This window comes from Streptomyces sp. NPDC008137 (assembly GCF_042957035.1).
Taxonomy (GTDB): domain Bacteria; phylum Actinomycetota; class Actinomycetes; order Streptomycetales; family Streptomycetaceae; genus Streptomyces.
The window spans coordinates 76,530-97,902 of the sequence record NZ_JBIBHN010000015.1 but is presented as its reverse complement, the minus strand read 5'-3'; the positions used below and the strand labels follow the sequence as shown (position 1 = coordinate 97,902).

The window sequence follows — 21,373 nt, the reverse complement described above, 5'->3', positions numbered from 1 at the left end:
AACCCGTTGGAAGCTGTCGTTCCAGCCCATGGGAGTTCACGTCCCGGATCCCTAGCGTGAGCCCGGCATCGTCGATCGCGTCATGAAAGAGTCGTGGTGACCAAGATCCTGCTGTCCCTCCATGTGCTGGCCGCCATCGTCGCCATCGGTCCCGTGACCGTCGCGGCCAGCATGTTCCCGCCCGCGGCGCGCCGCGCGTCCGCCGCGCTCGGAGGGGCCCCCGGCGCCTCGGCGGTCGGTACGGTCGCGCTGTTGCACCGGATCTGCCGCGTCTACTCCGGCATCGGACTGGCCGTCCCGGTCCTCGGGCTCGCCACCGGTGCCGCGATGGGCGTCCTGGGCAGCGGATGGCTCGTCACCTCCGTCGCGCTGACCGCGGCCGCCGCCGGGATCCTGGCCGCCTTCGTCCTGCCCCGCCAGGAAGAGCTCCTCGGCCGGCTGAACGGCGAACAGGCCGTCGAGCATCGGAACACCGTGCAACTCGCCATGTTCACCGGCATCTTCAATCTCCTGTGGGCGACGGTCACCGTCCTCATGATCGTCCGGCCGGGTTCCACCACGGGAGCCTGAGAGACCGAGAGTCCCGTCACTCCGCATGGCACAGATGTCCGTTCTGCGTCAAGTCATCCCAGGGAATTCACACTCCGGGATGCCGGGCCGCCTAGACTCGTCAGTCTTGCCCCCGCACGGGGTCGACGAGCAGAAAGGCACGTTGCCGGGTGTTCCAGGATTCCCCCATCTACGACCGACTCATCGCGGAGTGCGGCGATGTGCCCACCCAGGTTCGCCGGGAGGCCGAACGCGTGAGCAGGGAACTGGAGCTGGTCATGCGGCCCTCGCAGTCCCCCGGCTACGACCGCCCGCAGTCCCCGGGCACGGGCTGGCAGCGCACGGCCATGCTCCCCGCCCCGCGGCAGCCGTGAGCCGGGAGGCCGTGGTCATGAGACCGCCCGGGGCCGGCGCGTGGCCGGACCCGGTGCTCAACGGACCTTCGTGCTCGAGCCGTTGACATGCGATGACCCCTCGGGGACCGGGCGGGCCAGCCACTCGGCGATGGCGCGCGCGATCGGCTGACCCGTTTCCACCTCGACGAACCCGAACTGCCCCGACTGGTTGCACTCGAGGAACCACCAGGTCCCGTCCGCGTCCTCGACGAAGTCGAAGGCGCCGTAGGCCAGTTCGGCTTCGCGCAGGTACGCCTGGACGCCCGCCGCGATGCACGACGGCACATCGGTGGGGCGCCACGGCGAACCGGGCGCGGCGAAACGCACGTCGACGTCGTCCGGGTCCGCGTCCGCGGCGGTCGCCTTGCGGGCGGCCAGCAGCTGCTCACCGACGACGGTGAGGCGGATGTCGGCCCGCTTGGCGACCCGCCGCTGCAACAGCGTCGGCCCGAACGCGACGGCGGAGAAGTCCGTGTCGGGCGCGACCCGGCTGGTCGGCACCGCCCGGGGCGGGTCCTGCGGATGCGCGCCCGACACCGGCTTGACCACCAGGTCCGGGTAGCGCTCGGCGAACTCGCGGGCGGCCCGCGGGAAGGTCGTGATCAGCGTCGCGGGCACGGGCAGGCCGCACCGCTGGGCGAGACGCAACTGCCACGGCTTGTGCCGGGCCCGGCGGGCCGCGTCCGGGTGGTTCATCCAGCGCGCGTCCGAGCCCCGCAGCATGCCGTAGAGCGCCTGGGCGGCCTCCTCGGTCAGCCACGCGGACGGCTGGGCCGCCCGCCCGGCCGGTGTGCCGGGCCGGCGCACCCAGACCGAGCGCAGTCCCCCGATGCTCACCAGCCGCCCCCCGGCGGACAGATGGCCACGGAAACGGCCGTGCACGAACTCGCCGGACAGCGCGACACCGCCGGTCAGGTCGGCGGGATCGACGCGCACCACCGGAACCCCCGTCGCGTTCAGGTGCACGACCACCATGTCCGCGGTCACGTCCTCCTCGCAGGTGAGGATCAGTACGGTCATCTTCGGCGGCCCGCGGTCAGTCGTCGAAGTGGGTCTTGGAGCCCGCGGTGGACGTCGTGGTGCCCACCTCTCTCAGCAGACCGAAGTCGCTGGCCGCGATTCGGCCGTCGAGGAGCACGTTCAACTGCAGTCCGGTGTCGTACGCATACGGAATAGCAGCTTCCAACTCCACTGCCGGGCGCGCGTAGTTGAGCGCGAACGGTTGCATCGTCTCTCCCTCGTCGGTACTGCGCCGACCAAGCGTTGGTCATTGGGCGCGGCCCCCCGGCCGCTCGCTTGTTTCGGCTTCCAGAGACTTATACGAATCGAACGGGTGGTTGGTTTCCTTACTCTCCGTAGTTATTTCGCGGGTTCCTGGTCAGCCCGGCGTGTCGGCCTGCGATCCCGCTCGCCGAGGGAGCCACGGACGGTACGCAGAGCGAGCAGCAGCACACCGATGTCGTCGAGGTACACCGGGTCGGGCAGCACGTCGGCCGGCAGGACGAAATAGACAACCGCGCCCCAGAAGACCCAGCGCGGCCCTGTGGGCAGGCCCGCGCTTCGCAGATCGCGCCGAGTTCGGACCAGTCTCAGGAAGACGCGGACGGCGAGGACGAGGACGAGGGCCGCGAGAATCGCGGCCAGGGTGATCACCGTTGCGGTCGTATCCACGGGTGCCCTCCTCCTGGCGTGCCGCGACACGGGGTGTCCTTACGTGGATTCCCGTTTCCGGCGGCTGTATTGCGGCCGGGGCCCGACATGTCGGCGAGTCGGCGGATTTTCCCCCTGGGGTGGTCATCCCGGTGGCTCACACGAGTGGCACGGGGTGAAGGGGGCGCCTAGTAATGGTCAGCGTAACGTCGCTCGTCACACGACGGGGGGCGCAGGAGCGGCCGCACTCTTCCCATGGAGGCGAGTATGACCACCTGCTCTTCATCACCCCGCTCGAACGGGTCCGCCATAACCGGCGAGTCGAACGGGGCCGCCCAGCCGTCCGCCGAGACCACCGTCGCCACCGGCGCGTACCAGGTGGAGCAGACGAGCACGCAGCCCGCCGCACCCGCGCCCGAGACGTACCGTGCGGGCACCGAGCCTCCCAGCGCGCCTCACCCGGCGGGCCCGCCCGGCCCGGAACCGGCCGCCCCTGGTGGGGACGCGGCGGACCAGGTGTCGGCGCCGCCGCCTGCTTCTGGCGTGGACGAGGTGGCTTCGCCGTCTGCCCGGCCTGTCGCCCCTGTCGTAAACGGGGCCGATCCGGCACGGCCGGCTGTCGCCGATGCGACCGAGGCGGCCCGGCCCGCTGGTCCCGGTGTGGCCCCGGCGGACCTTGATTCCGCGCGCCCTGGGAGTCCTGCCTCTGCGCCTGCGGCCGCTCTTGCCTCTGCTTCCGCCTTGGGGGAGGAGGCTGCTGTGGCTTTCGACCGGTCCGCCGCCCCCGGTTCGGGTACGGCGCCCGAGCGGTCTGCCGTGCGCGGCCCCGGCGGGGCGGATGCGGAGCCCGCGGACACGGAGCCTGCGGGTCCTGCCGCCCCCTCCCGCCCGAACCCGGTGGGCTCGCCGTCCGTCGAGCCGACGGCCTTGGCGCCGCATCACACGGATCGGCCGTCGCCCGCGCCCGGGGGTCCCCCTCCGAACCCGGTGAACTCGTCGGTGGCCGGGCCCGTTGACTCGAGGCCGGGCCAGGCGGACCGTCAGTCCTCCGCGCCCGCGAGCCCTCGCCCGAACTCGGTGAGTCCGCCGTCGGCCGGGCCCGTTGTCTCAGGGCCTCACCAGGCGGACCGTCAGTCCTCCGCGCCTGAAGGCCTCCGCCCGAACCCGGCGAGCCCCCCGTCGGCCGGGCCCGTTGTCTCAGGGCCTCACCAGGCGGACCGTCAGTCCTCCGCGCCTGAAGGCCTCCGCCCGAACCCGGCGAGCCCGCCGTCCGCCCAGCCCGCCGCTTCTGGGCCCCACCGGCCTTCCGCCGCGCCCGCGGGCCACCGCGAGGAACCGGTGAATCCGCCGCACGCCCGACCCGGCGGCCCCGGCCCGGCCCCGGCCGACGCGGTGGGTGAGGCGGAGCCGTCCGGTGCGCGGCCGTTCGTGATCCGCTCGCTGGACGACAATCCGGTGGAGCTGCGGCCCGGCACGGGACCGGCGCCCGCGCCGTACGGTGACGCGGTCAGCGACCTGGTGCACGCCGCCGTGGTCGACCGGCCCCTGGAGGAGGTCGTCGCCCTCATCACCTCGCTGGGGAAGTCGCCCGACCACGCCGAGGCGATGGTCGACGCACTCCGCACGGCCGGTGTGGAGCGGCGCGTGGAGGACGTGAGCCGGATGATCGCGCTGCTGACGAAGCCCCCGCGGGACGCCGACAGCGCGGACGAGGCGATCCGGGCCGCGGCCGCCCACCGGCCGGTGGAGGAAGTGACCCGGCTCGTGACCCTGCTGCACAAAGAGCCGCACATGCCCCACGTCCGCGAGGAGGCACTCCGCGCGGCCGCCACCGGCCGGTCCGTCGGGGAACTGGTCGAGCTGATCGACCGCCTCGGCCTGGAACGGCTGGACCGCAACGGCCGCGTCCCGACCGGCCCCGCGCATCCCGAGACCGAGACCACGCAGCCGCTGACGCCCGTCCGCCCGGCCAGGCGCCGCGAGACCCGCCGGACCCTCGACTCCGCGCCCACGGACCGCGACCGCGCGACGGAGCGGCTCACCAGGTCCATGGCGTGGTCGAGTTGGCTCACGGCGCTGGCCCTGGCCGTGTGCGCGGTGGCCCACTTCCCGCTGCGGCGCGGCGGAGCGTCCCTGGACCTGCACGCCATAGCCCTAGGCCTGTCCGTGCTGTGCACGGTGCTGGCGCTGCTGCTGGCCCTGCGCCCCGTCGCGCCGGTACTGGCGGGGGCGGTGGTGGTACCCACGGTGCTGGCCGGCGCCCAGGCGTACGGGAGTTCCTTCCCGTCGGCGTCCCTGACCCGGGCCGTGGACCTCGCGCTCGCCCCGCCGTGGTTCGCCGCCGGTGCCGCCGTGTGCACGGCGCTGCTGGCCCTGCTCTCGCTGGTCTTCCGCGCGGTGGCGCCCCTCGTGAGCGGACAGTGGGCGCCGCTGCCGGCGACCGAGGCACGCAGTATGGCGGAGTGACGGCTACGACCGCCGTACCGGACCGGATCCGCACGCAGCGGGTCCGGTCCGGTCGTCGTCCGCCGCCCGGCGATCGAGCAGGCCGGCCAGCACCCGGTCCGGCGTGAGCGGGAGTTCCGGAAGCGGACCGCCGGTGGCGTGGTGCACGGCGTTGCCGATCGTCATGCCGCCGACGAACTGGGAGCGTGCGGTGCCGGCGTTGAGGACGCGCCCGGCGGCGTACACCCCGGGCAGCCGGCCGGCCCGGACCTCGCCAATGACGGTGTCCACCGCGACCTCGGCGAAGTGCGCCCCGCAGGCGTGCCGGGCCCCGGCGCTCTCGGTATCCGCCGCGCCCCACTGCCGTACGGCCCGGGTACTCACTTGGCCACGACTGACACGCGCCCCGCGAAGGCTTCCTAGTGCTCGTCCCGGGACGGGGCCACGGGGCGCTGGGACTTTCCCTTGAAGCGCTCGAACGTGCGGGTGAGCTGCTGCAGCGGAGAGCCGGCGGGGGCAGCGGAGGGCTGCTGCCGCGCGGGAAGGGTCCCGTCGGACTCCTGGTAGGCGGTCAGCGCCTCGTGAGCGCGCTCGGCCGCCTCCCGGTACAGGTCACGGGACTTCGTCATGGCCTCCAGCGCGTCGGCGTACATGGCGACCAGACCACGCTGGCGGTCCAGCTCCTCCTGGAGATTCAGCAGGTGCCAGTCCTCCCGCAGCGCGGTGAGGGCGGCCTCGGCGCCGTCGGGCAGGGGCCTCGGCAGCGCGGCGAACCGCTTCACGGCCTCGACGAGGTCGGCGGGCTCCGAGCCGTCCAGGAAGACCGCACGGACCGAGAAGTCCTCGGCGTCGTAACCCTCGGGTGCCGGGGAGCCGGGCAGCACCACGGCACCGCCCCGCGGCACCTGCACGCCGGAGTCCCGCAGGGCCCAGTTGAGCCCTCGCGACTGCTGCGGGACGGCGCGGTGCTCCACCACCCGGTGCCGCAGGCCCGGCGGGAGCCACCGCGCCACCGGCATGCGGCCCTTCTCGTCCGCGGTCATCGCCTCGTGGACGACCACATGGATGTGCCATCCGCCGCGCACCGCGTTGCGGAGCAGGCGCTTCGTCTCCTTGTCGTCCTGGGGGAGCGGATTGACCTCCCGCAGGGACAGCTTCACGGCGGGGTCCTGGTCCCAGGCGGCCTCCGGCTCCTGCGGCCAGAACAGACCGGTCGGCGACGGCCAGTCGTCGCTCCACGGCTCCTCGGCCTCCGCGACCAGGATCCACTCCTGCCCCGCGCTGTCCGGACCGGGCGTCACACTCAGCCGGGCCCGCACGATCACCCCGGCGCCGACCCGCCAGCGGGCCTCGAAGACCCGCTCCGACGGCCCGGCCTCGGCCTCGGGCAACTCCAGAAAGTCGTCGATGTCCTGACTGTCCTTGCGCTGCTGGAGCGAGCGCCTGAGAACGTCTTCCGCGGCGCCGGAGGCATGGCGGCCGCGCGCCAGCCACACCGTGGCGGGCGTCTGGGGGCGGACGGTGGAGGAGATCGGCATGGGTCCATCTGTGAGCTGGGGGCAGGTGTGCCTGCCAGTATCGTCACCGCAGACCGGCCGGGATAACCCGGGGTCACACCTATGGGCGTACCCCTGATGCGCGCTGCCATGTGAGGTGCCCCCGCGCACGGGGTGTGCGCGCCGCGCGCACACCGACGGTTCACACTCGTGGCCCAGCCGAACCGCGCTCCGGACAATGGACGGCACGAGCAGGGCCCGCCCACCATCCGCATCGGGGCGGGTCCTGCTCGCTTCACCCGGACGGGGTCCGGACGGACGGCAGGTGTCACCGCCCGGCGGCGGACCCTATGGCGAGGACACGATCACGCAGGACGGGGAGTTCGGAGCGGATCCGGGCGACCTCGCTCATGTCGGCCTCCACCGTCACCGTCTCCGCCGCGGTGCCGGCCTCGCCCAGGACGGTCCCCCAGGGGTCGACGGCCACGCTGTGCCCGCCCTGCCGCATACCGCCATGGGTGCCCGTGGCGCAGCAGGCCAGCAGGAAGACCTGCTCCTCCAGGGCTCTCGTGCGGGTCAGGAGCCGCCAGTGGGCGAGCCGGGCCGCGGGCCAGGCGGCGGGCACCACGATCAGCTCCGCCCCTTCGTCGATCAGGCCCCGGAAGAGCTCGGGGAAGCGCAGGTCGTAGCAGATGGCGAGGCCGATCACCCCGAATTCGGTGGGCACGGTGACGATGTCGCCGCCCCCGCCCATCATGGTCGCCTCACCCGTGTCGAAGCCGTACCGGTGGATCTTGCGGTAGCGGCCGCGCAGGTCACCGGCCCGGTCGAAGAGGAGCGCGGTGTTGTAGAGGGTCCCGTCCGCGTCCCGCTCGACGATCGACCCGGCGTGCAGCCAGACTCCGGCGGCACGCGCCGCCGCGGACATGGCCTCGGCGGTGGGGCCGTCGATCCCTTCGGCGTCGCGCCCCCAGTCGTCGTACGACCAGGCGCCGGCCGTCCACAGTTCCGGCAGGACCACCAGATCGTCGCCGGTCCGGCCGCGGACCAGCGAGGACGCCCTGCGGCGGCGCTCCTCGGCGGAGTCCGACGCCTCCACGGACAGCTGTATCAGCGAGGCTCGCATGACTGTCACCTCCGGGAAAACCCGCTCCCTACGAGCCTAAGGAGCCGGACGCGCATCCCGCCTGTTCTCAGGGCTCGCGCACCAGGCCCGCGATGTGCGCGACGACCGTGTCGAGGATGCCCGACCAGGCGTCGTCGTCGCCGAGCACGAGGTAGTTGAGGGTCAGGCCGTCGGTCATGGCGGCCAGGTAGCGCGCCAGCACCGGGGCGGGGACGCGCAGGCGCAGGCCCATGGTCTGCCGCAGCCGGCCGATGAGCTCGATGTACGTCTCCGCGTACAGCTCGTACTGGCGCCGCGCCAAATGCTCGAAACCGGGCTGGCGCAGCGCGTACTGCGTGAGCTCATAGGTGAGCATGTGCTCGTCGGGGTGGGCCCGGACATGCTCCCAGTACGCCTGGAAGCCCGCCCGGACGGTCTCCTCCAGGGTGGCCCTGGGCCACAGGGCCTCCTTCACCACCGTCACGTAGTGGCCGGTGATGGTGGTGATGACGGACTCGATCAGCTCCTGCTTGGAGTCGAAGCAGTAGTGGAAGACGCTCAGCGAGACGCCCGCTTCGGCGGCGATGGACCGGGTCGTCGTCCTGGAGACGCCGTCCCGGGCCATCGCCCTGATCGCCGCTTCGGTGAGCTGTCGCCGCCGCTCGGCGGACGGCAACCGTGCCATGGAACCCCTCTCGTGGGTGTCAGCCGCCGTGGACTGCGACCTCGTAGAGCGAGTAGCCCCGGTCGGTGCCGCGTTCCAGCCCCTGGACGCGTACGTACCTGGCCGGTGTGGCGGCGAATCTCGCGGTGTCCAGGCCACCGTCGCCCGCGGTCGTGGACCAGACGGTCCGCCAGTTCGCCCCGTCGGTGGAGAGCTCGACGCGGTACGACTTGGCGTAGGCGTCCTCCCAGTCGAGGGTGACCCGGTCGACGCGCTTCGCGGACCCGAGGTCGAGCCGGTACCACTGGTCGTCGCTCCAGTCGCTCGCCCAGCGGGTGCCGCGGTCGCCGTCGACGGCACGGTGCGGCTTGTAGCTCGTGAACAGGCTCCACTCCGAGGAACTGGCCGACGTGGCCGCGCCGCGCGCGAGATCGGCCCCGGCCTCGTGCCGCTCGGAGGCCCCCCAGGTGTCGAGGTAGGACTCGGCGCCGCGGAAGAGGTCGTCCACCACGTCCTGGCCGCCGACCCGGCGGATGTCCTCGATCCAGTCCGGGACGAGACCGTAGTGGGCGGCTCCGTCGGTGTTCAGGTCCCAGGTGCGCTCGCCGGTGGTCTGCCGGTCGATGACGGAGCCGCCGTCGACGCTCTTGAAGGGGTACGTGACCTTGTTCGGGGTGTCCGCGCCGCGCGGTCCCGGCCACCCGCCGACGCCGTTCATGTCGGTTCCGTAGCCGTAGCCCACGCCGTACTTGTCGCGCAGGGCCTCCGTGCGCTTCGCCTCCGAGATGAAGCCCTCGGAGCCGTGCATGTACTGGGCGATGAAGCCGCCCAGGCCGTAGACCCGCTCGGTCCAGTCCATGTCCATCCAGCTGTGCGAGGAGAGCACGCCGGGGTAGGACTCGGCCTCGAAGATGTCGAGCACCCGGCCGGTGGCCTTGACGCTCATGTGGTCGATCTCCAGCATCATGCCGCGTTGCATCATGCCGCGGACGGCGTACTCGCCCAGTCCCGTGAGTCCTCTGACGTTGCACTGGGCGTCAGTGCTGTACGAGGGGACCTCCTCGCCCGCCGGAAGCTTCTTCTCGGCCGCGGCCGCCGAGGCGTTGCCGATCGGGTTGTCGTGCTGGGGTCCGGTGCACTTCTCCGTCTTCCAGTACGTGCCCGTCGACAGGAACTGGCCGACGTTGATGGCCGTTCCGAGCGAGCCCGAGTCGAAGCGGACACCGCACAGCGCGTTGTCGAACTTGTGGCACAGGAACATGCTGCGCACGCCCAGCGAGTACAGCTCGTCCAGGCCCTTGTCGATGTCGGCCTTGCTGCACTGCGCGATGTCGAGGATCTGTTTGCAGCCGAACGGCTCCGACGTCTCCACGCCGAGGACGACCGCCAGCTTGCCCTGTTCGACGACCTGACGGGCCTGCGCGCTGTCGGTGACGATCCGGAAGAAACCCTTGCCCGGCCCGCCGTAGATCTTGTCGATGTAGGCCTGCATGTCGTACGACAGCTTGGCCTGCAACCGGATGGACGTCATCTCGTCGCAGCTACGGTCCTTGAAGAAGTAGACAGAGCAGATCACGCCGTTGGTGACGAGGTCGTTCACCAGCACCCGCTGGCCGCCGCGCCAGGCCCGCTCCACCCAGGCGTAGTAGTTCTGCTGGTGCGTCAGCGAGTCATGGGCCGGCCAGTCCTTGAAGGTGGGCCAGCCGTTCGGGTCGTGCTTGCCGTCACCGCCGTTGGTGATGAAGTCGAAGATCGCGAGCGAGCCGTCCGGGTAGTGCTCGGGGCAGTCCTTGAGCGCGTCCGCGACGCCCTGCTCGGAGAACGGCTTTCCGCAGATCAGACGGCCGCCGAAGGCCTCGTTGGAGAAGATGTGGTCGTGCGCGTCGACGAAGCCGCGCACCTCGCCCCGGGCGTTGGTCCCGGTGAAGGGCTCCCCCGTGACATTGACCCCGGAGTCCGGCGCGGGCCGCGCGGTCGGGTTCCACCAGTCGGTTCCGGCCGCCGAACTCGGTGTGGGACCGAGCGCGATCGACAGCACGAGCAGGAGGAGCGACACGACGGTGATGTTCTTGCGTCTGCGGTACGGGCGTCCGGAACCGGTCACAGCCCACGTCCCTTGGTCGGCGGGATGGCGCGGTCGACATATCGGGCTGTCCTTGGCCTTGTGGGCCGGGGAGCGACAGCCCGATTGTCATGACCTCGCCCATGGTGCGACGAGGATGGCCACTACCGCCTTACGAGTCAAGAGTCCGGGACGGATGACCTACTGACAGGTCATCAGAGTGGTGTCAGGAGCGAGAGCCGGATGCGTGTCGGCCGAGCCGTCGGCGCAGGGCCGCGGTGAGTCCGACCGGCGCCACGCGCAGCACCACGGCCCCCTTCGAGTCGCGGGGGAGTGGCTTTGCGTAATAGGGACGGCCGAGCCGGGCGGCGCGGAACCATCGGGTGCCGGTCAGGCCCTTCGGGGGCGGGACGGGAATCCGGCTGTGCGGCTCATCCGTACGGAGGGTCAGCGTCCACTGTCCAGGAGGCAGTCTCCTGACCGGCAGGCGGGCGGTGAAGCCGGTGCCGCTGCCGTCCGGCGAGTACCGCACGGGTGCCTCTCGCACCGAGCCCGAGTCGCCTTCGGCACGTAGGGCCGTGGGCCCGGGGCGGCCTGAGGCTTCGTCGGTCAGGCGTCCGGTGACGACGAGCGTGCCGGGTGCGGACGTGTCCCAGGCGATCCCGGTCACCCGGCAGAGCGGCTCCTCCTCGGTCCGCCGGATGTCCAGCGAGAGGTTCCCGTAGGGAGTGAAGAACGGACGCGCGGTCGTGGGCTCGTACCCGGGTGGGGAACCGGTGGCCACGATCTCGCGCCGCGGCGGGGCGGGCCGCTCGCCGTTCGCGTCCGTCCGGGCCTGCCGCAGCCTGACGGTGCGGCTGACTCCCTCGGCCCGCACATCCAAGTGGAGGTCCCACACTCCGGCGCCGAGCGGCACGCCCGAGTCGACGGTGCTCAGGTCCACCTCGGCGAGGAAGCCGGTGGCCCGGTCGTCGGGCTGGTGGGAGGCTGTCCGGAGGGTCACGGGCACCCGGATGTCCGGGTGCGGGAAGCCGCGCGGGCGCAGGATCAGCCGGGTCGTGGGCTCCAGGCCGCCGAGGGACTCGATACGGGCGTGGCCGGTGAGCCGGAGCACACCGCCGTCGCCCGTCCATGCCGCTTCGGCCAGTTCATGACGGACCGGGAGCCGGTCCGTGGCGTCGAAGCAGGCGTCCGGGACCGCCTTCGCGGGGTCCCGGAAGAAGGGGTGGCACCAGTAGACGCGGCCCTTGTCGACGGTGTTGCCGCGCGCCGCGTCCTCCTTGGCGTGCCGGGCCACGGTGAGGAGATCCTCGTACCGGTCCGCGCGCAGCAGGTGGACGATGAGCCGGTCCGGCGGGGCGAGCTGCTGGAAGACACCGTCGGTGACGTAGCTCAGCGCCCACTGCCGGAACTGCGGATAGAAGCGCTCCCGGGCGTCCTCTTCGCTCTCTCTGTGCAGCAGACCGCGCAGGGGCCCGCACAGCTCCCACTCCACATGGCGGCGCATGATCTGGTCCCGGCGCGGGCCGGGCTCCAGATAGCGGGCGACCGTCTCGAAGCACAGCCGGGTCCCGTCCATGCGGTGGACCAGGCCGGCGGCTGTGAGGGTGAGATTGTTGCCGTTCTGGCGGTTGCGCGAGTAGTAGCAGTCGTAGTCGGCCACCACGGAGATGCCGTCGGCGTTGAGGAAGGCCGCGGCGGTGAACGGCTTGTCCTCGCAGTTGCGGTACGGCGGGAACCTCAGGTCCAGCCGCTCGATCAGCGAGCGCCGGAACAGCTTCCAGCAGCCCAGGGTGCGGTAGGCGGCGGAGGAGAAGACATCGGTGCGGGGCTGGTTGTGCGAGAAGACGGCCGTCGGTACGGCACGTCCGCCCACGGACACCATCCTGCCGAGGACCACGTCGGTGCGGTTCTCGTCCGCCATCGCGACCATGCGGCGCAGGGCGTCGGGGCCCAGGTAGTCGTCGGAGTCGAGGAAGAAGACGTAGTCGCCGACGGCCATGTCCAGACCGGTGTTGCGCGGGCCGCCGGCTCCGCCGCTGTTGGGCTGGTGGACGACCCGCAGGCCGGGACAGGAGCGCGCGAGCCGGTCCAGCTCGTCCGCGGTACCGTCGGTCGAGCCGTCGTCGACCGCGATGATCTCGATCCTGTCCATGCCGAGCGTCTGCTCCAGGACGGAGGTGACACACTTCGTCAGTTCCGGCATGGAGTTGTACGCGGGGATGATCACACTGACGCGGGGCGGATTCGTACGCATGACGACTCCAATCTCCTTGGAGCTTCCGGCGCGCCCCGGCCCGGCCGCCCCGCGAGAGGCGTCCTCCTACGCCGACGGAGTGGGTGAACCACCCGTTCGGCCCAGGAGGGCCCCGCGTCACGACGCGCGGTGCGTATCCGCGTTGCGGACGAACAGCGCGTGCAGATCACGCACGGCCCGGGGGACCGAGACGGCGGTGCGGCGCTGCAGCACCAGCAGCACGTCGGTCTCGTCCCCCGCCAGCGGCCGTACCGTCAGGGTGCCGCGCCGCTCCAGGGGATCGCCGAGGACGCTGAAGTCCGGCAGCACCGTCGCGCCCAGCCCTTCGGCGACCATCAGCTTGCCCATCTCGGCGCCGTCGGTGGAGTACGAGAAGGACGGTGTCCGGCCGCGCAGCAGCCGGTGGACGTAGCGGTGCATGACGTAGCCGGACCGCATCACGATGAGGGGCTCGGCGAGGAGGCTGTCCACATCCACCGTGTCCAGGGCGGCCAGCGGGCTGTCCGGCCGTACGCACACCACCGGCCGGCCGCGCAGCAGCTCGGTCGTCTCGAAGCCGGGCGGCATGTCGTCGCCGTGGAGGTAGTTCACCAGCCCCAGATCGAAGGCGCCCTCCAGCAGCCCGCGGTGGATGTCGGCCTGCTGCGCGCCGACCACCTCGACCTGGGTGGCCGGGTGCGCGGAGCGGAACTCCCGCACGGTCGGGATGAGCAGCGGAACGGTGGCCGTGTTGACGGTGCCTAGCCGCACCATGCGGCTGACGCGGTGCTGGTCGCCGGCCGCGTCGCGGAGCCGGTCCACCGCGTCCAGCACCGTCATGATGTGCGGCAGCAGTTCCCGGCCCTCGTCGCTGACCTTCGCCCCCGACCGCTTGCGCTCCAGCAGGTCCACCCCGAGTTCCCGCTCCAGATTGCGGACGGTCTCGCTCAACGCGGGCTGGGACAGGTGGAGTTCCTCGGCGGCCCGCCGCAGCGAACCGAACCGGGTGACGGCGGCGATGTATTCCAGCTGTTCTATGCGCACGACAGGAGAGTGCGTCCCCCTCGAGGCCGGTTCAAGGGAATCCCTGTCACAACCTCGTGAATACCGACTCTCACCATGTGGAATCACGACCGGGTCTTCTTGACCGGCCGGACCCGCGCTTGGTTGGATCGTCGGCATGAAGCGACCGGACCTCACGCAGCGACGCCACGTCGATCTCGCGCGTGTCTCCAGCTCCTGCTGTCGCAGCCGCGTCTGAGCGCAGCGCACCGAGGGAATCCCTCCCACCCGCTTTCCGCGCTCTCCCCCCCCTGTATCTGAATTCCGGTCCCGGACGCTCTCCGTCGTGCTGACGGCTTTCCCGGGACCGTCGCTCCAGCGCGCCTGAATTCCCTTCGCGAGCACGTTTTCCGTGCGACGCCTGTGTCTTTCGCGTGCCTTTCCACTCTTCCCAGGAGTTCCCCATGCCCGTACCACCCGCATCCGACCCCGTCCGCTTCGCCTACTGGGTGCCGAACGTCAGCGGCGGCCTGGTCACCAGCACCGTCGAGCAGCGCACCGACTGGGGCTACGACTACAACCGCGAACTGGCCGTCCTCGCCGAGAACAACGGCTTCGACTACGCGCTCAGCCAGGTCCGCTACATGGCCAGCTACGGTGCCGAGAACCAGCACGAGTCGACCAGCTTCAGCCTCGCCCTGCTGCTCGCCACCCAGCGGCTGAAGGTCATCGCCGCCGTCCACCCCGGTCTGTGGCACCCGGGCGTCCTCGCCAAACTCGGCGCCACCGCCGACCACCTGTCGAACGGCCGCTTCGCCGTCAACGTCGTCAGCGGCTGGTTCAAGGGCGAGTTCACCGCCCTCGGCGAGCCGTGGCTGGAGCACGACGAGCGCTACCGGCGCGCGGAGGAGTTCATCACCGCCCTGCGCACCATCTGGACCGAGGACCACGCCGAACTCGCCGGTGACTTCTACCGGGTGCGCGACTTCTCCCTCAAGCCCAAGCCGCTGAACACCTCCGAGCGCCCGCACCCCGAGATCTTCCAGGGCGGCAACTCCACCGCCGCCCGCGCCATGGCCGGCCGGGTCTCCGACTGGTACTTCAGCAACGGCAAGGACTTCGACGGCGTCACCGAGCAGATCGCCGACGTACGCGCCTCCGCCGCCGAGGCGGGCCGCACACCCCCGAAGTTCGGTCTCAACGGCTTCCTCATCGCCCGCGACACCGAGGCCGAGGCCCGCGAACAGCTTCGCGAGATCGTCGCCCACGCCGACACCGAGGCCGTGCACGGCTTCCGCGACGCCGTCCAGCAGGCCGGACAGTCCACCGCCGACGGCAAGGGTATGTGGCAGGACTCCGGCTTCGAGGACCTCGTCCAGTACAACGACGGCTTCCGCACGGGCCTCATCGGCACGCCCGAGCAGATCGCCGAACGGATCGTCGCCTACAAGCGGCTCGGCGTCGACCTCTTCCTCCTCGGCTTCCTGCATTACCACGAGGAGGTCGAGTACTTCGGCAAGCGGGTGCTGCCCCTCGTGCGCGAACTGGAGGCCCGGCAAGCCGAGTCGGAGTCCTCTGCCGCCGCCCGCGCCTGACCGCCCGACCCGCACCTGACCCGCATCCGAAAGTGAAGGGGTTCCCACCATGAGCACCGCCGCACCGGCCGACTGGAAGACCGCCACCACCCCGAAGGACGCAGAGGGCTGGCTCGCCCGCGCCGCCGAGGTCGCCGCCGTCCTTGCCGCCGACGCCGCCGCCCGCGACAAGGCAGCCGCCACCCCGTACGCCGAGGTCCAGTTGCTGAAGGACTCCGGCCTGGTCACCCTCCTCGGCCCCGTCGAGCACGGCGGCGCGGGCCAGGACTGGACCACCGCCTACCGCGTCGTCCGCGACGTCGCCAAGGCGGACGGCTCCATCGGGCAGCTGCTCGGCTATCACTACCTGTGGAACTGGGCCGCCCGGCTGGTCGCCACCCGCGAGCAGTGGGAGCACGTGGAGGCCGAGGCCGCCCGCAACCAGTGGTTCTTCGGTGGCGCGGTCAACCCGCGCGACGAGGACGTGGTGGTGCGGGACGAGGGCGACACCCTCACCTTCACCGGCCGCAAGTCGTTCTCCACCGGCAGCAAGGTCTCCGACGTCACCGTGCTCGAAGGCGTCCTGGAAGGCACCGACGACCACGTCTTCGCCATCGTCCCGTCCGACAGCGAGGGCCTGACCTTCCACGACGACTGGGACAACATCGGCCAGCGCCTCACCGAGAGCGGCGGCGTCACCATCGACACCGTACGCGTCCCCTGGTCGGCCGCGGCGGGCTACGTGGACAAGCAGTTCCGGCCGCGTATCTACAACACCCTCAATGTGCCGACCATCCAGCTCGTCTTCGTCAACTTCTACCTCGGCATCGCCACAGGCGCCCTGGAGACCGCCGCCACCTACACCCGGACGAAGGCCCGCGCCTGGCTGCACGGCGGCCACGAGCGCGCCGTTGACGAGCCCTACGTCATCGACACCTACGGCGACCTCACCGCCAAGCTGTGGGCCGCCGAAGCACTGGCCGACGCCGTGGCCGCCGAGGGCCAGAAGCTGCACGACGACCCCGACGCGGTCACCGAACAGGCCCGCGGAGAGTTCGAGGTGCGGGTGGCGGCCGTGAAGGCCCGCGCGACCGATGTGGCTCTGGAGGTCACCAACCGCATCTTCGAGGTGACCGGCGCCCGCGCCACCGCCTCCGCCGAGGGCCTCGACCGCTTCTGGCGCAACGTCCGCACCCACACCCTCCACGACCCGGTGGCCTACAAGCGCCGTGAGATCGGCCGCCACGTCCTCACCGGCGAACTGCCGCAGCCCACCTGGTACTCCTGAAAGGTTTTCCCATGGCCACCATCCTCTCCGTCTCCGGCAGCCCCTCCGCCACCTCCCGCACCGCCCGGTTGCTGCGCCACCTGGACGACCGGCTCGCCGCCCAGGGCCACGAGGTGATCCCGTTCGACGTCCGCACCCTCCCGCCCGAGGCCCTGCTGTACGCCGACTTCCGGCACCCGGCGATCGTCGACGCCACCGCCCTGGTCGAGCGCGCGGACGGCATCGTGATCGGCACCCCCGTCTACAAGGCCGCCTATTCCGGGCTGCTGAAGTCCTTGCTGGACCTGCTCCCGCAGTACGCGCTGGCCGGAAAGACGGTCCTGCCGCTCGCCACCGGTGGGTCCGTCGCCCATGTCCTGGCCATCGACTACGCCCTGCGTCCCGTGCTGAGCTCCATGGGCGCCGCGCACATCGTCCCGGGCTGGTTCACCCTCGACAAGGACATCACCGTGGGCGACGACGGCTCCCTGACCGTCGCGCCCGGCACTGCCGAGGCCCTGGCTCAGGTCACCGACCAGTTCTCGCTCGCCCTCGGCGGCCGCCCGGCCCTGCTGGCAGCCACCGGATGACCGCCGTGACCGTGCTCGCCGGCGACGCCGAGGCCCTCGGCGTCGCCGCCGAACTGGCCGCGGACTTCCGCAAGGACGCCGCCGAGCGGGACGCGGGGCGTCGGCTTCCGCACGCGGAACTGGAGCGGCTGTCCGCCTCCGGGCTGCTGGGGGTGACGGTTCCCGCGGAGTTCGGCGGCGCGGACGTCCGTACCGGGACGCTCGCCGAGATCTTCAGGCTGCTGGCATCGGCCGACTCCAGCCTCGCCCAGATCCCGCAGAGCCACTTCGTCTACGTGAACGTCCTGCGCCGCCAGGGCACGCGCGCCCAGCAGGAGTTCTTCTTCGGCGAGGTACTGCGGGGCCGGCGGTTCGGCAACGCCCAGTCCGAGGCCGGTACCAAGCATGTGCAGGACATCCGCACCAGGCTCGCGCTACGGCCGGACGGCTCGTACCTCCTCGACGGCGTCAAGCACTACTCCACGGGCGCCCTGTTCGCCCACTGGATCCCCGTCCTGGCCCGCGCCGACGACGACACGCTGCACGTGGCGTACGTGCCCCGCGACGCCCCCGGCCTGACGGTCGCCGACGACTGGGACGGCATGGGACAGCGCACCACCGCCAGCGGAACGGTCCGCCTGGAACGGGTGTCCGTGCCGGCCGACCGGATCCTGCCCCACCACCTCACCTTCCACGGGCCCCAACTCCACGGTGCCGTTGCCCAGTTGCTGCACGCCGCCATCGACGCGGGGATCGCCTCCGGCGCGCTGGCGGAGGCCGTGGAGTTCGTCCGCACGAAGAGCCGCCCCTGGTTCGAGAGCGGGCTGGAGACGGCCGCCGAGGACCCGCTGCTGATCCAGCGGTTCGGCGAACTCGCGATCCGCCTCCGGGCGGCGGAGGCCCTGTTGCGGGAAGCCGCCCGTGCGGTCGACGCCGCCCGGGGCGACCTGACCGACGACTCGGCGGCCGAGGCCTCGATCGCGGTGGCCACCGCGAAGGTCACCGCCGCGGAGACCGCCGTCGAGACCGGCAGCGCCCTCTTCGAGGTCGCCGGCACCCGCTCGGCCCTCGCCTCCCTGAACCTGCACCGCCACTGGCGCGACGCCCGCACCCACACCCTGCACGACCCGGCCCGCTGGAAGGTCCAGCACGTCGGCCGCTACGTGCTGAGCGGTACCCGGCCGCCCCGGCACGGCCTGCTCTGACCCGCCCCCCTCACGATCGGAGACCCCGCATGTCCCTCACCTTCCACTGGTTCCTGCCCACCAACGGCGACAGCCGCCATGTCGTCGGCGGTGGCCACGGCACCCCGGCCACCGCCTCCGGCCGGGACCGGCCGCCGACGGTCGCCTACCTGAGCCAGATCGCCCGCGCCGCCGAGGACCTCGGCTTCGTCGGCGCCCTCACGCCCACCGGCGCCTGGTGCGAGGACGCGTGGCTGACGACGGCGATGGTCAGCCAGAACACCGAGCGGCTGAAGTTCCTGGTGGCCTTCCGGCCCGGCTTCGTCTCGCCCACCCTCGCCGCGCAGATGGCCTCCACCTTCCAGCGGCAGAGCGGCGGACGGCTGCTGCTCAACGTCGTCACCGGCGGCGAGAGCCACGAGCAGCGCGCCTACGGCGACTTCCTCGACAAGGACGCGCGCTACCGCCGTACCGGCGAGTTCCTGCGGATCGTGCGGGACCTGTGGGAGGGCAAGACCGTCGATCTGCACGGCGAGCACCTCCAGGTGGCGGACGCGACGCTGGCCCGCGTGCCCGACCCGGTCCCCGAGGTCTACTTCGGGGGCTCCTCGCCGATCGCCGGAGAGATCGCCGCGCGGCACGTGGACGTGTACCTCACCTGGGGCGAACCGCCCGCGCAGGTCGCCGAGAAGATCGCCTGGATCAGGAAGCTGGCGGCCGAGCAGGGCCGCACCGTCCGGTTCGGCATCCGGCTGCACGTCATCACCCGCGACACCTCCGAGCAGGCGTGGGCGGAGGCCGACCGGCTGCTCGACGGCTTCGACCCGGAGACCGTGGCGTCCGTGCAGGCCGGGCTCGCCCGCAGTGAGTCCGCCGGGCAGCAGCGCATGCTCGCCCTGCACGGCGGCGGCAACCGGGACGCCCTGGAGATCCACCCCAACCTGTGGGCCGGCATCGGCCTGGTGCGCGGCGGGGCGGGCACGGCCCTGGTCGGCAGCCACGACGAGGTCGCCGAACGCGTCAAGGAGTACGCGGCCCTCGGCATCGAGGAGTTCGTCCTCTCCGGCTACCCGCACCTGGAGGAGGCCTACTGGTTCGGCGAGGGCGTCCTGCCGAGGCTGGAGGCACAGGGCCTGTGGAAGCATCCCTTCCCGCAGGTCGCGGCCGCCGCACAGGTCCCCTTCGCGGGGGCCGGAAATCCACGATGACGCAGATGATCGCCGACGACGCCGAGGCGGTCGCCGTCGCGGCCGCGGGGCGCGGCGGCCGGGCGCCTTGGCTAATCTGCACGGGTGACCACTGACCTGACCCTGCTGCCGCGTGTCGCCTATCGCGGACAGGAGGTCACCGCACCCCGGCTCCGCGGCCTCCTCGCCCTGCTCGCGGGCGACTTGCGCACCGGCTGCAGCACCGAACGGCTCGTGGCGGGGCTGTGGCCGGACGCGTTGCCGGAGCGGCCGGCAAAGGCGGTGCAGGTCCTGGTGTCCCGGGCGCGGGCCCAGCTCGGCGCCGACGTCATCGCCGGCACACCGACCGGATACCGGCTCACCCTCACCGAGGACCAGGTCGACAGCTCCGCCCTGCTGCGGCACGCCGCGACCGGCGCGGACCGGGCCAGGGCCGGGGACCACGCCGGGTCGCTGGCCGCTGCCGAGGCCGGGCTCGCGCTGTGGGAGGGGACCGCGGACCAGGACGGCCACAGCGACGACCCCGTGAGCGCGCTGCGCACCGAGCGCGCACCCGTGCGCGGCACCCTCGTCCGCGCGCGGGCGCTCGCGCTCGCCCGGCTCGGGCGGCACTCGGAGGCCGCCGGGCCCTTGGCCGCCATGGCCGCTGAGCATCCGCGCGACGAGGAAGTGCTCGCCGAACTCCTGCGCGCCGAGGCCGCGACGGCCGGCCCGTCGGCCGCGCTGACGCGGTACGAGGCCTACCGCCGCGAGCTGCGCGACGAACTCGGCACGGGCCCAGGCGCCGGGCTCAAGGCCGTACAGCGGGAGCTGCTGCGCGGCGAGGCGCCCGTCGTCAGACACGGTGTGCCGCACGAGCCGAACCCCCTCCTCGGCCGGGACGAGGACATCGCCGCGGTGGAGCGGCTGCTGCGCGCCTCCCGCGCCGTCACCGTCGTCGGGCCGGGCGGCCTCGGCAAGACCCGGCTCTCGCACGCCGTCAGCCGCCGGGCCGAGCAGCCTGTCGTGTACTTCGTGCCGCTCGCCGGTGTCACCGAGGACGCGGACGTGACGGCGGAGGTGGCCTCCGCGAAGCGTTCCAGCAGTTCGGCGGCCGCCCGCCGCCCCTCCCCTCTGGGCAGGTGGTGCAGGTCGGCCATGAGGAGCATGTTCTCCTCGCCGGTGATCAGGCCGTCGACTGCGGAGAACTGCCCGGTGACGCCGATCGCGGCCCGTACCGCCTGCGGGGCGGTGGCGAGGTCGTGGCCACCGACGTGCAGCTCGCCGGCGTCGGCGGTGATGAGCGTGGAGAGGATCTTGACGGCGGTGGTCTTGCCGGCGCCGTTCGGACCGAGCAGGGAGAAGACCGTACCGGTCGGCACTGCCAGATCGATACCGTCGAGAACCGTCTTGTCCCCGTAGGCCTTGCGCAGCCCCTGGGCCGCGATGGCGAGTGAGTGCGAGGTCGTTGTCGTCATGCCGCAGAGCTTGCGGCAGGGCGCCTTCAACGCGGTTTCACGATGGTTTCAGCGCCCTGGAACCGGCTGGCCTCGTGGTCGGGATGCGACAGCGGTGGTGACCGCGCCGGTCGGCCTCTCCGGGGCGGTGTTCCTGCTCCCGGCGCGGCTCGGTGTCCTCGCCGTGCCCGACCCGGCTGTCCACCGAACCCGCTCTACGACGTGGTGGCGGGCCGCGGCGCCCGGCTGCGCTACCGACACTGGGGTGCCCTGCCCGGTGTCGTCCTCGGAGCGGTCATCCGCGGGTTCGCCCTTGCGGGCCCGAGCGTCTTCCGCCTCCTGGTCGCCGCGCCGATGCCACCGCCCGGCAGCGGGCTCGTCGTCCGGCCCCCGCGCCCCACTGTCCCTGGCCCACCGCGGCAGCATCGCTCCCGACTGTGCGGCCTCAGAGGCCTACTCGACGGCTACCGCGCAAGGGAGCCCGGAGACACGTGGCGCGAATCCCCGAACCTCATCCGTCACTCGCGTTTCGGACACCGGTGTTTCGGACAA

At 72.0% G+C, this 21,373-nt stretch carries 18 protein-coding genes and 4 pseudogenes; 11 read left to right on the top strand and 11 right to left on the bottom strand.

Features of this window, described 5'->3' with window-relative positions; translation table 11 throughout:
• The first annotated feature begins 96 nt into the window (after positions 1 to 96).
• Positions 97 to 570 carry a hypothetical protein gene (locus ACFZBT_RS23480; protein WP_391106461.1) on the top strand — a complete coding sequence of 158 codons (474 nt, stop codon included), beginning with the start codon at positions 97 to 99 and terminating at the stop codon, positions 568 to 570.
• Positions 571 to 719: 149 nt separating this feature from the next.
• Entirely contained in the window at positions 720 to 923 is a 204-nt protein-coding gene (locus ACFZBT_RS23475; protein WP_391106459.1) for a hypothetical protein, read from the top strand.
• A 57-nt stretch (positions 924 to 980) separates the two neighbouring features.
• On the opposite strand, the gene tgmB is transcribed toward ACFZBT_RS23475, so the two are convergent.
• The 3 genes from tgmB to ACFZBT_RS23460 all read right to left on the bottom strand — a co-directional run bounded on the left by tgmB (position 981) and on the right by ACFZBT_RS23460 (position 2,615).
• Positions 981 to 1,964, bottom strand: a complete 984-nt coding sequence (gene tgmB / locus ACFZBT_RS23470; RefSeq protein ID WP_391106457.1) for an ATP-grasp ribosomal peptide maturase — start codon at positions 1,962 to 1,964, stop codon at positions 981 to 983.
• Positions 1,965 to 1,980: 16 nt separating this feature from the next.
• Complete coding sequence (tgmA, locus tag ACFZBT_RS23465) at positions 1,981 to 2,172, bottom strand: putative ATP-grasp-modified RiPP (protein ID WP_391106455.1); 192 nt, start codon at positions 2,170 to 2,172, stop codon at positions 1,981 to 1,983.
• Between the two features lie 131 nt (positions 2,173 to 2,303).
• The gene (locus ACFZBT_RS23460) at positions 2,304 to 2,615 is read right to left on the bottom strand and encodes a DUF1232 domain-containing protein (RefSeq protein WP_391106453.1); all 312 of its coding nucleotides are present in this window, start codon (positions 2,613 to 2,615) and stop codon (positions 2,304 to 2,306) included.
• 1,317 nt (positions 2,616 to 3,932) lie between these two features.
• On the opposite strand from ACFZBT_RS23460, the gene ACFZBT_RS23455 reads away from it, so the two are divergent.
• A complete protein-coding gene (locus tag ACFZBT_RS23455) occupies positions 3,933 to 5,060 on the top strand; it encodes a hypothetical protein (RefSeq protein ID WP_391106451.1) in 1,128 nt (375 codons plus the stop codon).
• Positions 5,061 to 5,063: 3 nt separating this feature from the next.
• Here ACFZBT_RS23455 and ACFZBT_RS23450 read toward each other — a convergent pair.
• From ACFZBT_RS23450 to ACFZBT_RS23420, 7 genes and pseudogenes are all read right to left on the bottom strand, one after another.
• A pseudogene (locus ACFZBT_RS23450) lies at positions 5,064 to 5,534 on the bottom strand (molybdopterin cofactor-binding domain-containing protein); the annotation flags it as partial.
• Entirely contained in the window at positions 5,459 to 6,577 is a 1,119-nt protein-coding gene (locus ACFZBT_RS23445) for a hypothetical protein (RefSeq protein WP_391106449.1), read from the bottom strand. The pseudogene ACFZBT_RS23450 and the gene ACFZBT_RS23445, both read right to left, overlap by 76 nt.
• A 286-nt stretch (positions 6,578 to 6,863) precedes the next feature.
• Positions 6,864 to 7,661 (bottom strand): nitrilase-related carbon-nitrogen hydrolase, encoded by a 798-nt coding sequence (locus ACFZBT_RS23440; protein ID WP_391106447.1) that lies wholly within the window; start codon positions 7,659 to 7,661, stop codon positions 6,864 to 6,866.
• A 67-nt stretch (positions 7,662 to 7,728) separates the two neighbouring features.
• A complete protein-coding gene (locus tag ACFZBT_RS23435) occupies positions 7,729 to 8,325 on the bottom strand; it encodes a TetR family transcriptional regulator (protein WP_391106445.1) in 597 nt (198 codons plus the stop codon).
• Positions 8,326 to 8,344: 19 nt separating this feature from the next.
• Entirely contained in the window at positions 8,345 to 10,408 is a 2,064-nt protein-coding gene (locus ACFZBT_RS23430) for a discoidin domain-containing protein (RefSeq protein WP_391106443.1), read from the bottom strand.
• A gap of 184 nt (positions 10,409 to 10,592) precedes the next feature.
• The gene (locus ACFZBT_RS23425) at positions 10,593 to 12,623 is read right to left on the bottom strand and encodes a glycosyltransferase (RefSeq protein WP_391106441.1); all 2,031 of its coding nucleotides are present in this window, start codon (positions 12,621 to 12,623) and stop codon (positions 10,593 to 10,595) included.
• 117 nt (positions 12,624 to 12,740) lie between these two features.
• Positions 12,741 to 13,646, bottom strand: a complete 906-nt coding sequence (locus ACFZBT_RS23420; RefSeq protein WP_391106439.1) for a LysR substrate-binding domain-containing protein — start codon at positions 13,644 to 13,646, stop codon at positions 12,741 to 12,743.
• Positions 13,647 to 13,782: 136 nt separating this feature from the next.
• Between ACFZBT_RS23420 and ACFZBT_RS23415 the strand changes: the two genes are divergently transcribed.
• The 7 genes and pseudogenes from ACFZBT_RS23415 to ACFZBT_RS23385 form a co-directional block, all read left to right on the top strand.
• Entirely contained in the window at positions 13,783 to 13,863 is an 81-nt protein-coding gene (locus ACFZBT_RS23415) for a putative leader peptide (protein WP_382487002.1), read from the top strand.
• A 205-nt stretch (positions 13,864 to 14,068) separates the two neighbouring features.
• Entirely contained in the window at positions 14,069 to 15,199 is a 1,131-nt protein-coding gene (gene sfnG, locus ACFZBT_RS23410; RefSeq protein WP_391106437.1) for a dimethylsulfone monooxygenase SfnG, read from the top strand.
• A gap of 49 nt (positions 15,200 to 15,248) precedes the next feature.
• Positions 15,249 to 16,466 (top strand): acyl-CoA dehydrogenase family protein, encoded by a 1,218-nt coding sequence (locus ACFZBT_RS23405; RefSeq protein WP_391106435.1) that lies wholly within the window; start codon positions 15,249 to 15,251, stop codon positions 16,464 to 16,466.
• Between the two features lie 11 nt (positions 16,467 to 16,477).
• Positions 16,478 to 17,035: an NADPH-dependent FMN reductase gene (gene ssuE, locus ACFZBT_RS23400; RefSeq protein WP_391106433.1), complete on the top strand. Its 558-nt coding sequence runs from the start codon at positions 16,478 to 16,480 to the stop codon at positions 17,033 to 17,035.
• Positions 17,032 to 18,219, top strand: a complete 1,188-nt coding sequence (locus tag ACFZBT_RS23395; protein WP_391106431.1) for an SfnB family sulfur acquisition oxidoreductase — start codon at positions 17,032 to 17,034, stop codon at positions 18,217 to 18,219. The genes ssuE and ACFZBT_RS23395 overlap by 4 nt, the downstream gene beginning before the upstream one ends.
• A 29-nt stretch (positions 18,220 to 18,248) precedes the next feature.
• The gene (locus ACFZBT_RS23390) at positions 18,249 to 19,406 is read left to right on the top strand and encodes an LLM class flavin-dependent oxidoreductase (protein WP_391106429.1); all 1,158 of its coding nucleotides are present in this window, start codon (positions 18,249 to 18,251) and stop codon (positions 19,404 to 19,406) included.
• 84 nt (positions 19,407 to 19,490) lie between these two features.
• Positions 19,491 to 20,456 (top strand): annotated as a pseudogene (locus tag ACFZBT_RS23385) (BTAD domain-containing putative transcriptional regulator); the annotation flags it as partial.
• Here the strand turns inward: ACFZBT_RS23385 and ACFZBT_RS23380 are convergent.
• Positions 20,420 to 20,842, bottom strand: a pseudogene (locus tag ACFZBT_RS23380) (ATP-binding cassette domain-containing protein); the annotation flags it as partial. The pseudogenes ACFZBT_RS23385 and ACFZBT_RS23380 sit on opposite strands and share 37 nt — an antisense overlap.
• An 83-nt stretch (positions 20,843 to 20,925) precedes the next feature.
• Between ACFZBT_RS23380 and ACFZBT_RS23375 the strand changes: the two are divergent.
• Positions 20,926 to 21,229: pseudogene (locus tag ACFZBT_RS23375) on the top strand (sulfite exporter TauE/SafE family protein); the annotation flags it as partial.
• Positions 21,230 to 21,373 lie beyond the last annotated feature (144 nt).

Coding starts and splice junctions, on each gene's coding strand:
- ACFZBT_RS23395 (WP_391106431.1), top strand. CDS start 17,032: ATGACCGCCGTGACCGTGCTCGCCGGCGACGCCGAGGCCCTCGGCGTC.
- ACFZBT_RS23435 (WP_391106445.1), bottom strand. CDS start 8,325: ATGGCACGGTTGCCGTCCGCCGAGCGGCGGCGACAGCTCACCGAAGCG.
- ACFZBT_RS23445 (WP_391106449.1), bottom strand. CDS start 6,577: ATGCCGATCTCCTCCACCGTCCGCCCCCAGACGCCCGCCACGGTGTGG.
- ACFZBT_RS23390 (WP_391106429.1), top strand. CDS start 18,249: ATGTCCCTCACCTTCCACTGGTTCCTGCCCACCAACGGCGACAGCCGC.
- sfnG (WP_391106437.1), top strand. CDS start 14,069: ATGCCCGTACCACCCGCATCCGACCCCGTCCGCTTCGCCTACTGGGTG.
- ACFZBT_RS23415 (WP_382487002.1), top strand. CDS start 13,783: ATGAAGCGACCGGACCTCACGCAGCGACGCCACGTCGATCTCGCGCGT.
- ACFZBT_RS23405 (WP_391106435.1), top strand. CDS start 15,249: ATGAGCACCGCCGCACCGGCCGACTGGAAGACCGCCACCACCCCGAAG.
- ACFZBT_RS23425 (WP_391106441.1), bottom strand. CDS start 12,623: ATGCGTACGAATCCGCCCCGCGTCAGTGTGATCATCCCCGCGTACAAC.
- tgmA (WP_391106455.1), bottom strand. CDS start 2,172: ATGCAACCGTTCGCGCTCAACTACGCGCGCCCGGCAGTGGAGTTGGAA.
- tgmB (WP_391106457.1), bottom strand. CDS start 1,964: ATGACCGTACTGATCCTCACCTGCGAGGAGGACGTGACCGCGGACATG.
- ACFZBT_RS23440 (WP_391106447.1), bottom strand. CDS start 7,661: ATGCGAGCCTCGCTGATACAGCTGTCCGTGGAGGCGTCGGACTCCGCC.
- ssuE (WP_391106433.1), top strand. CDS start 16,478: ATGGCCACCATCCTCTCCGTCTCCGGCAGCCCCTCCGCCACCTCCCGC.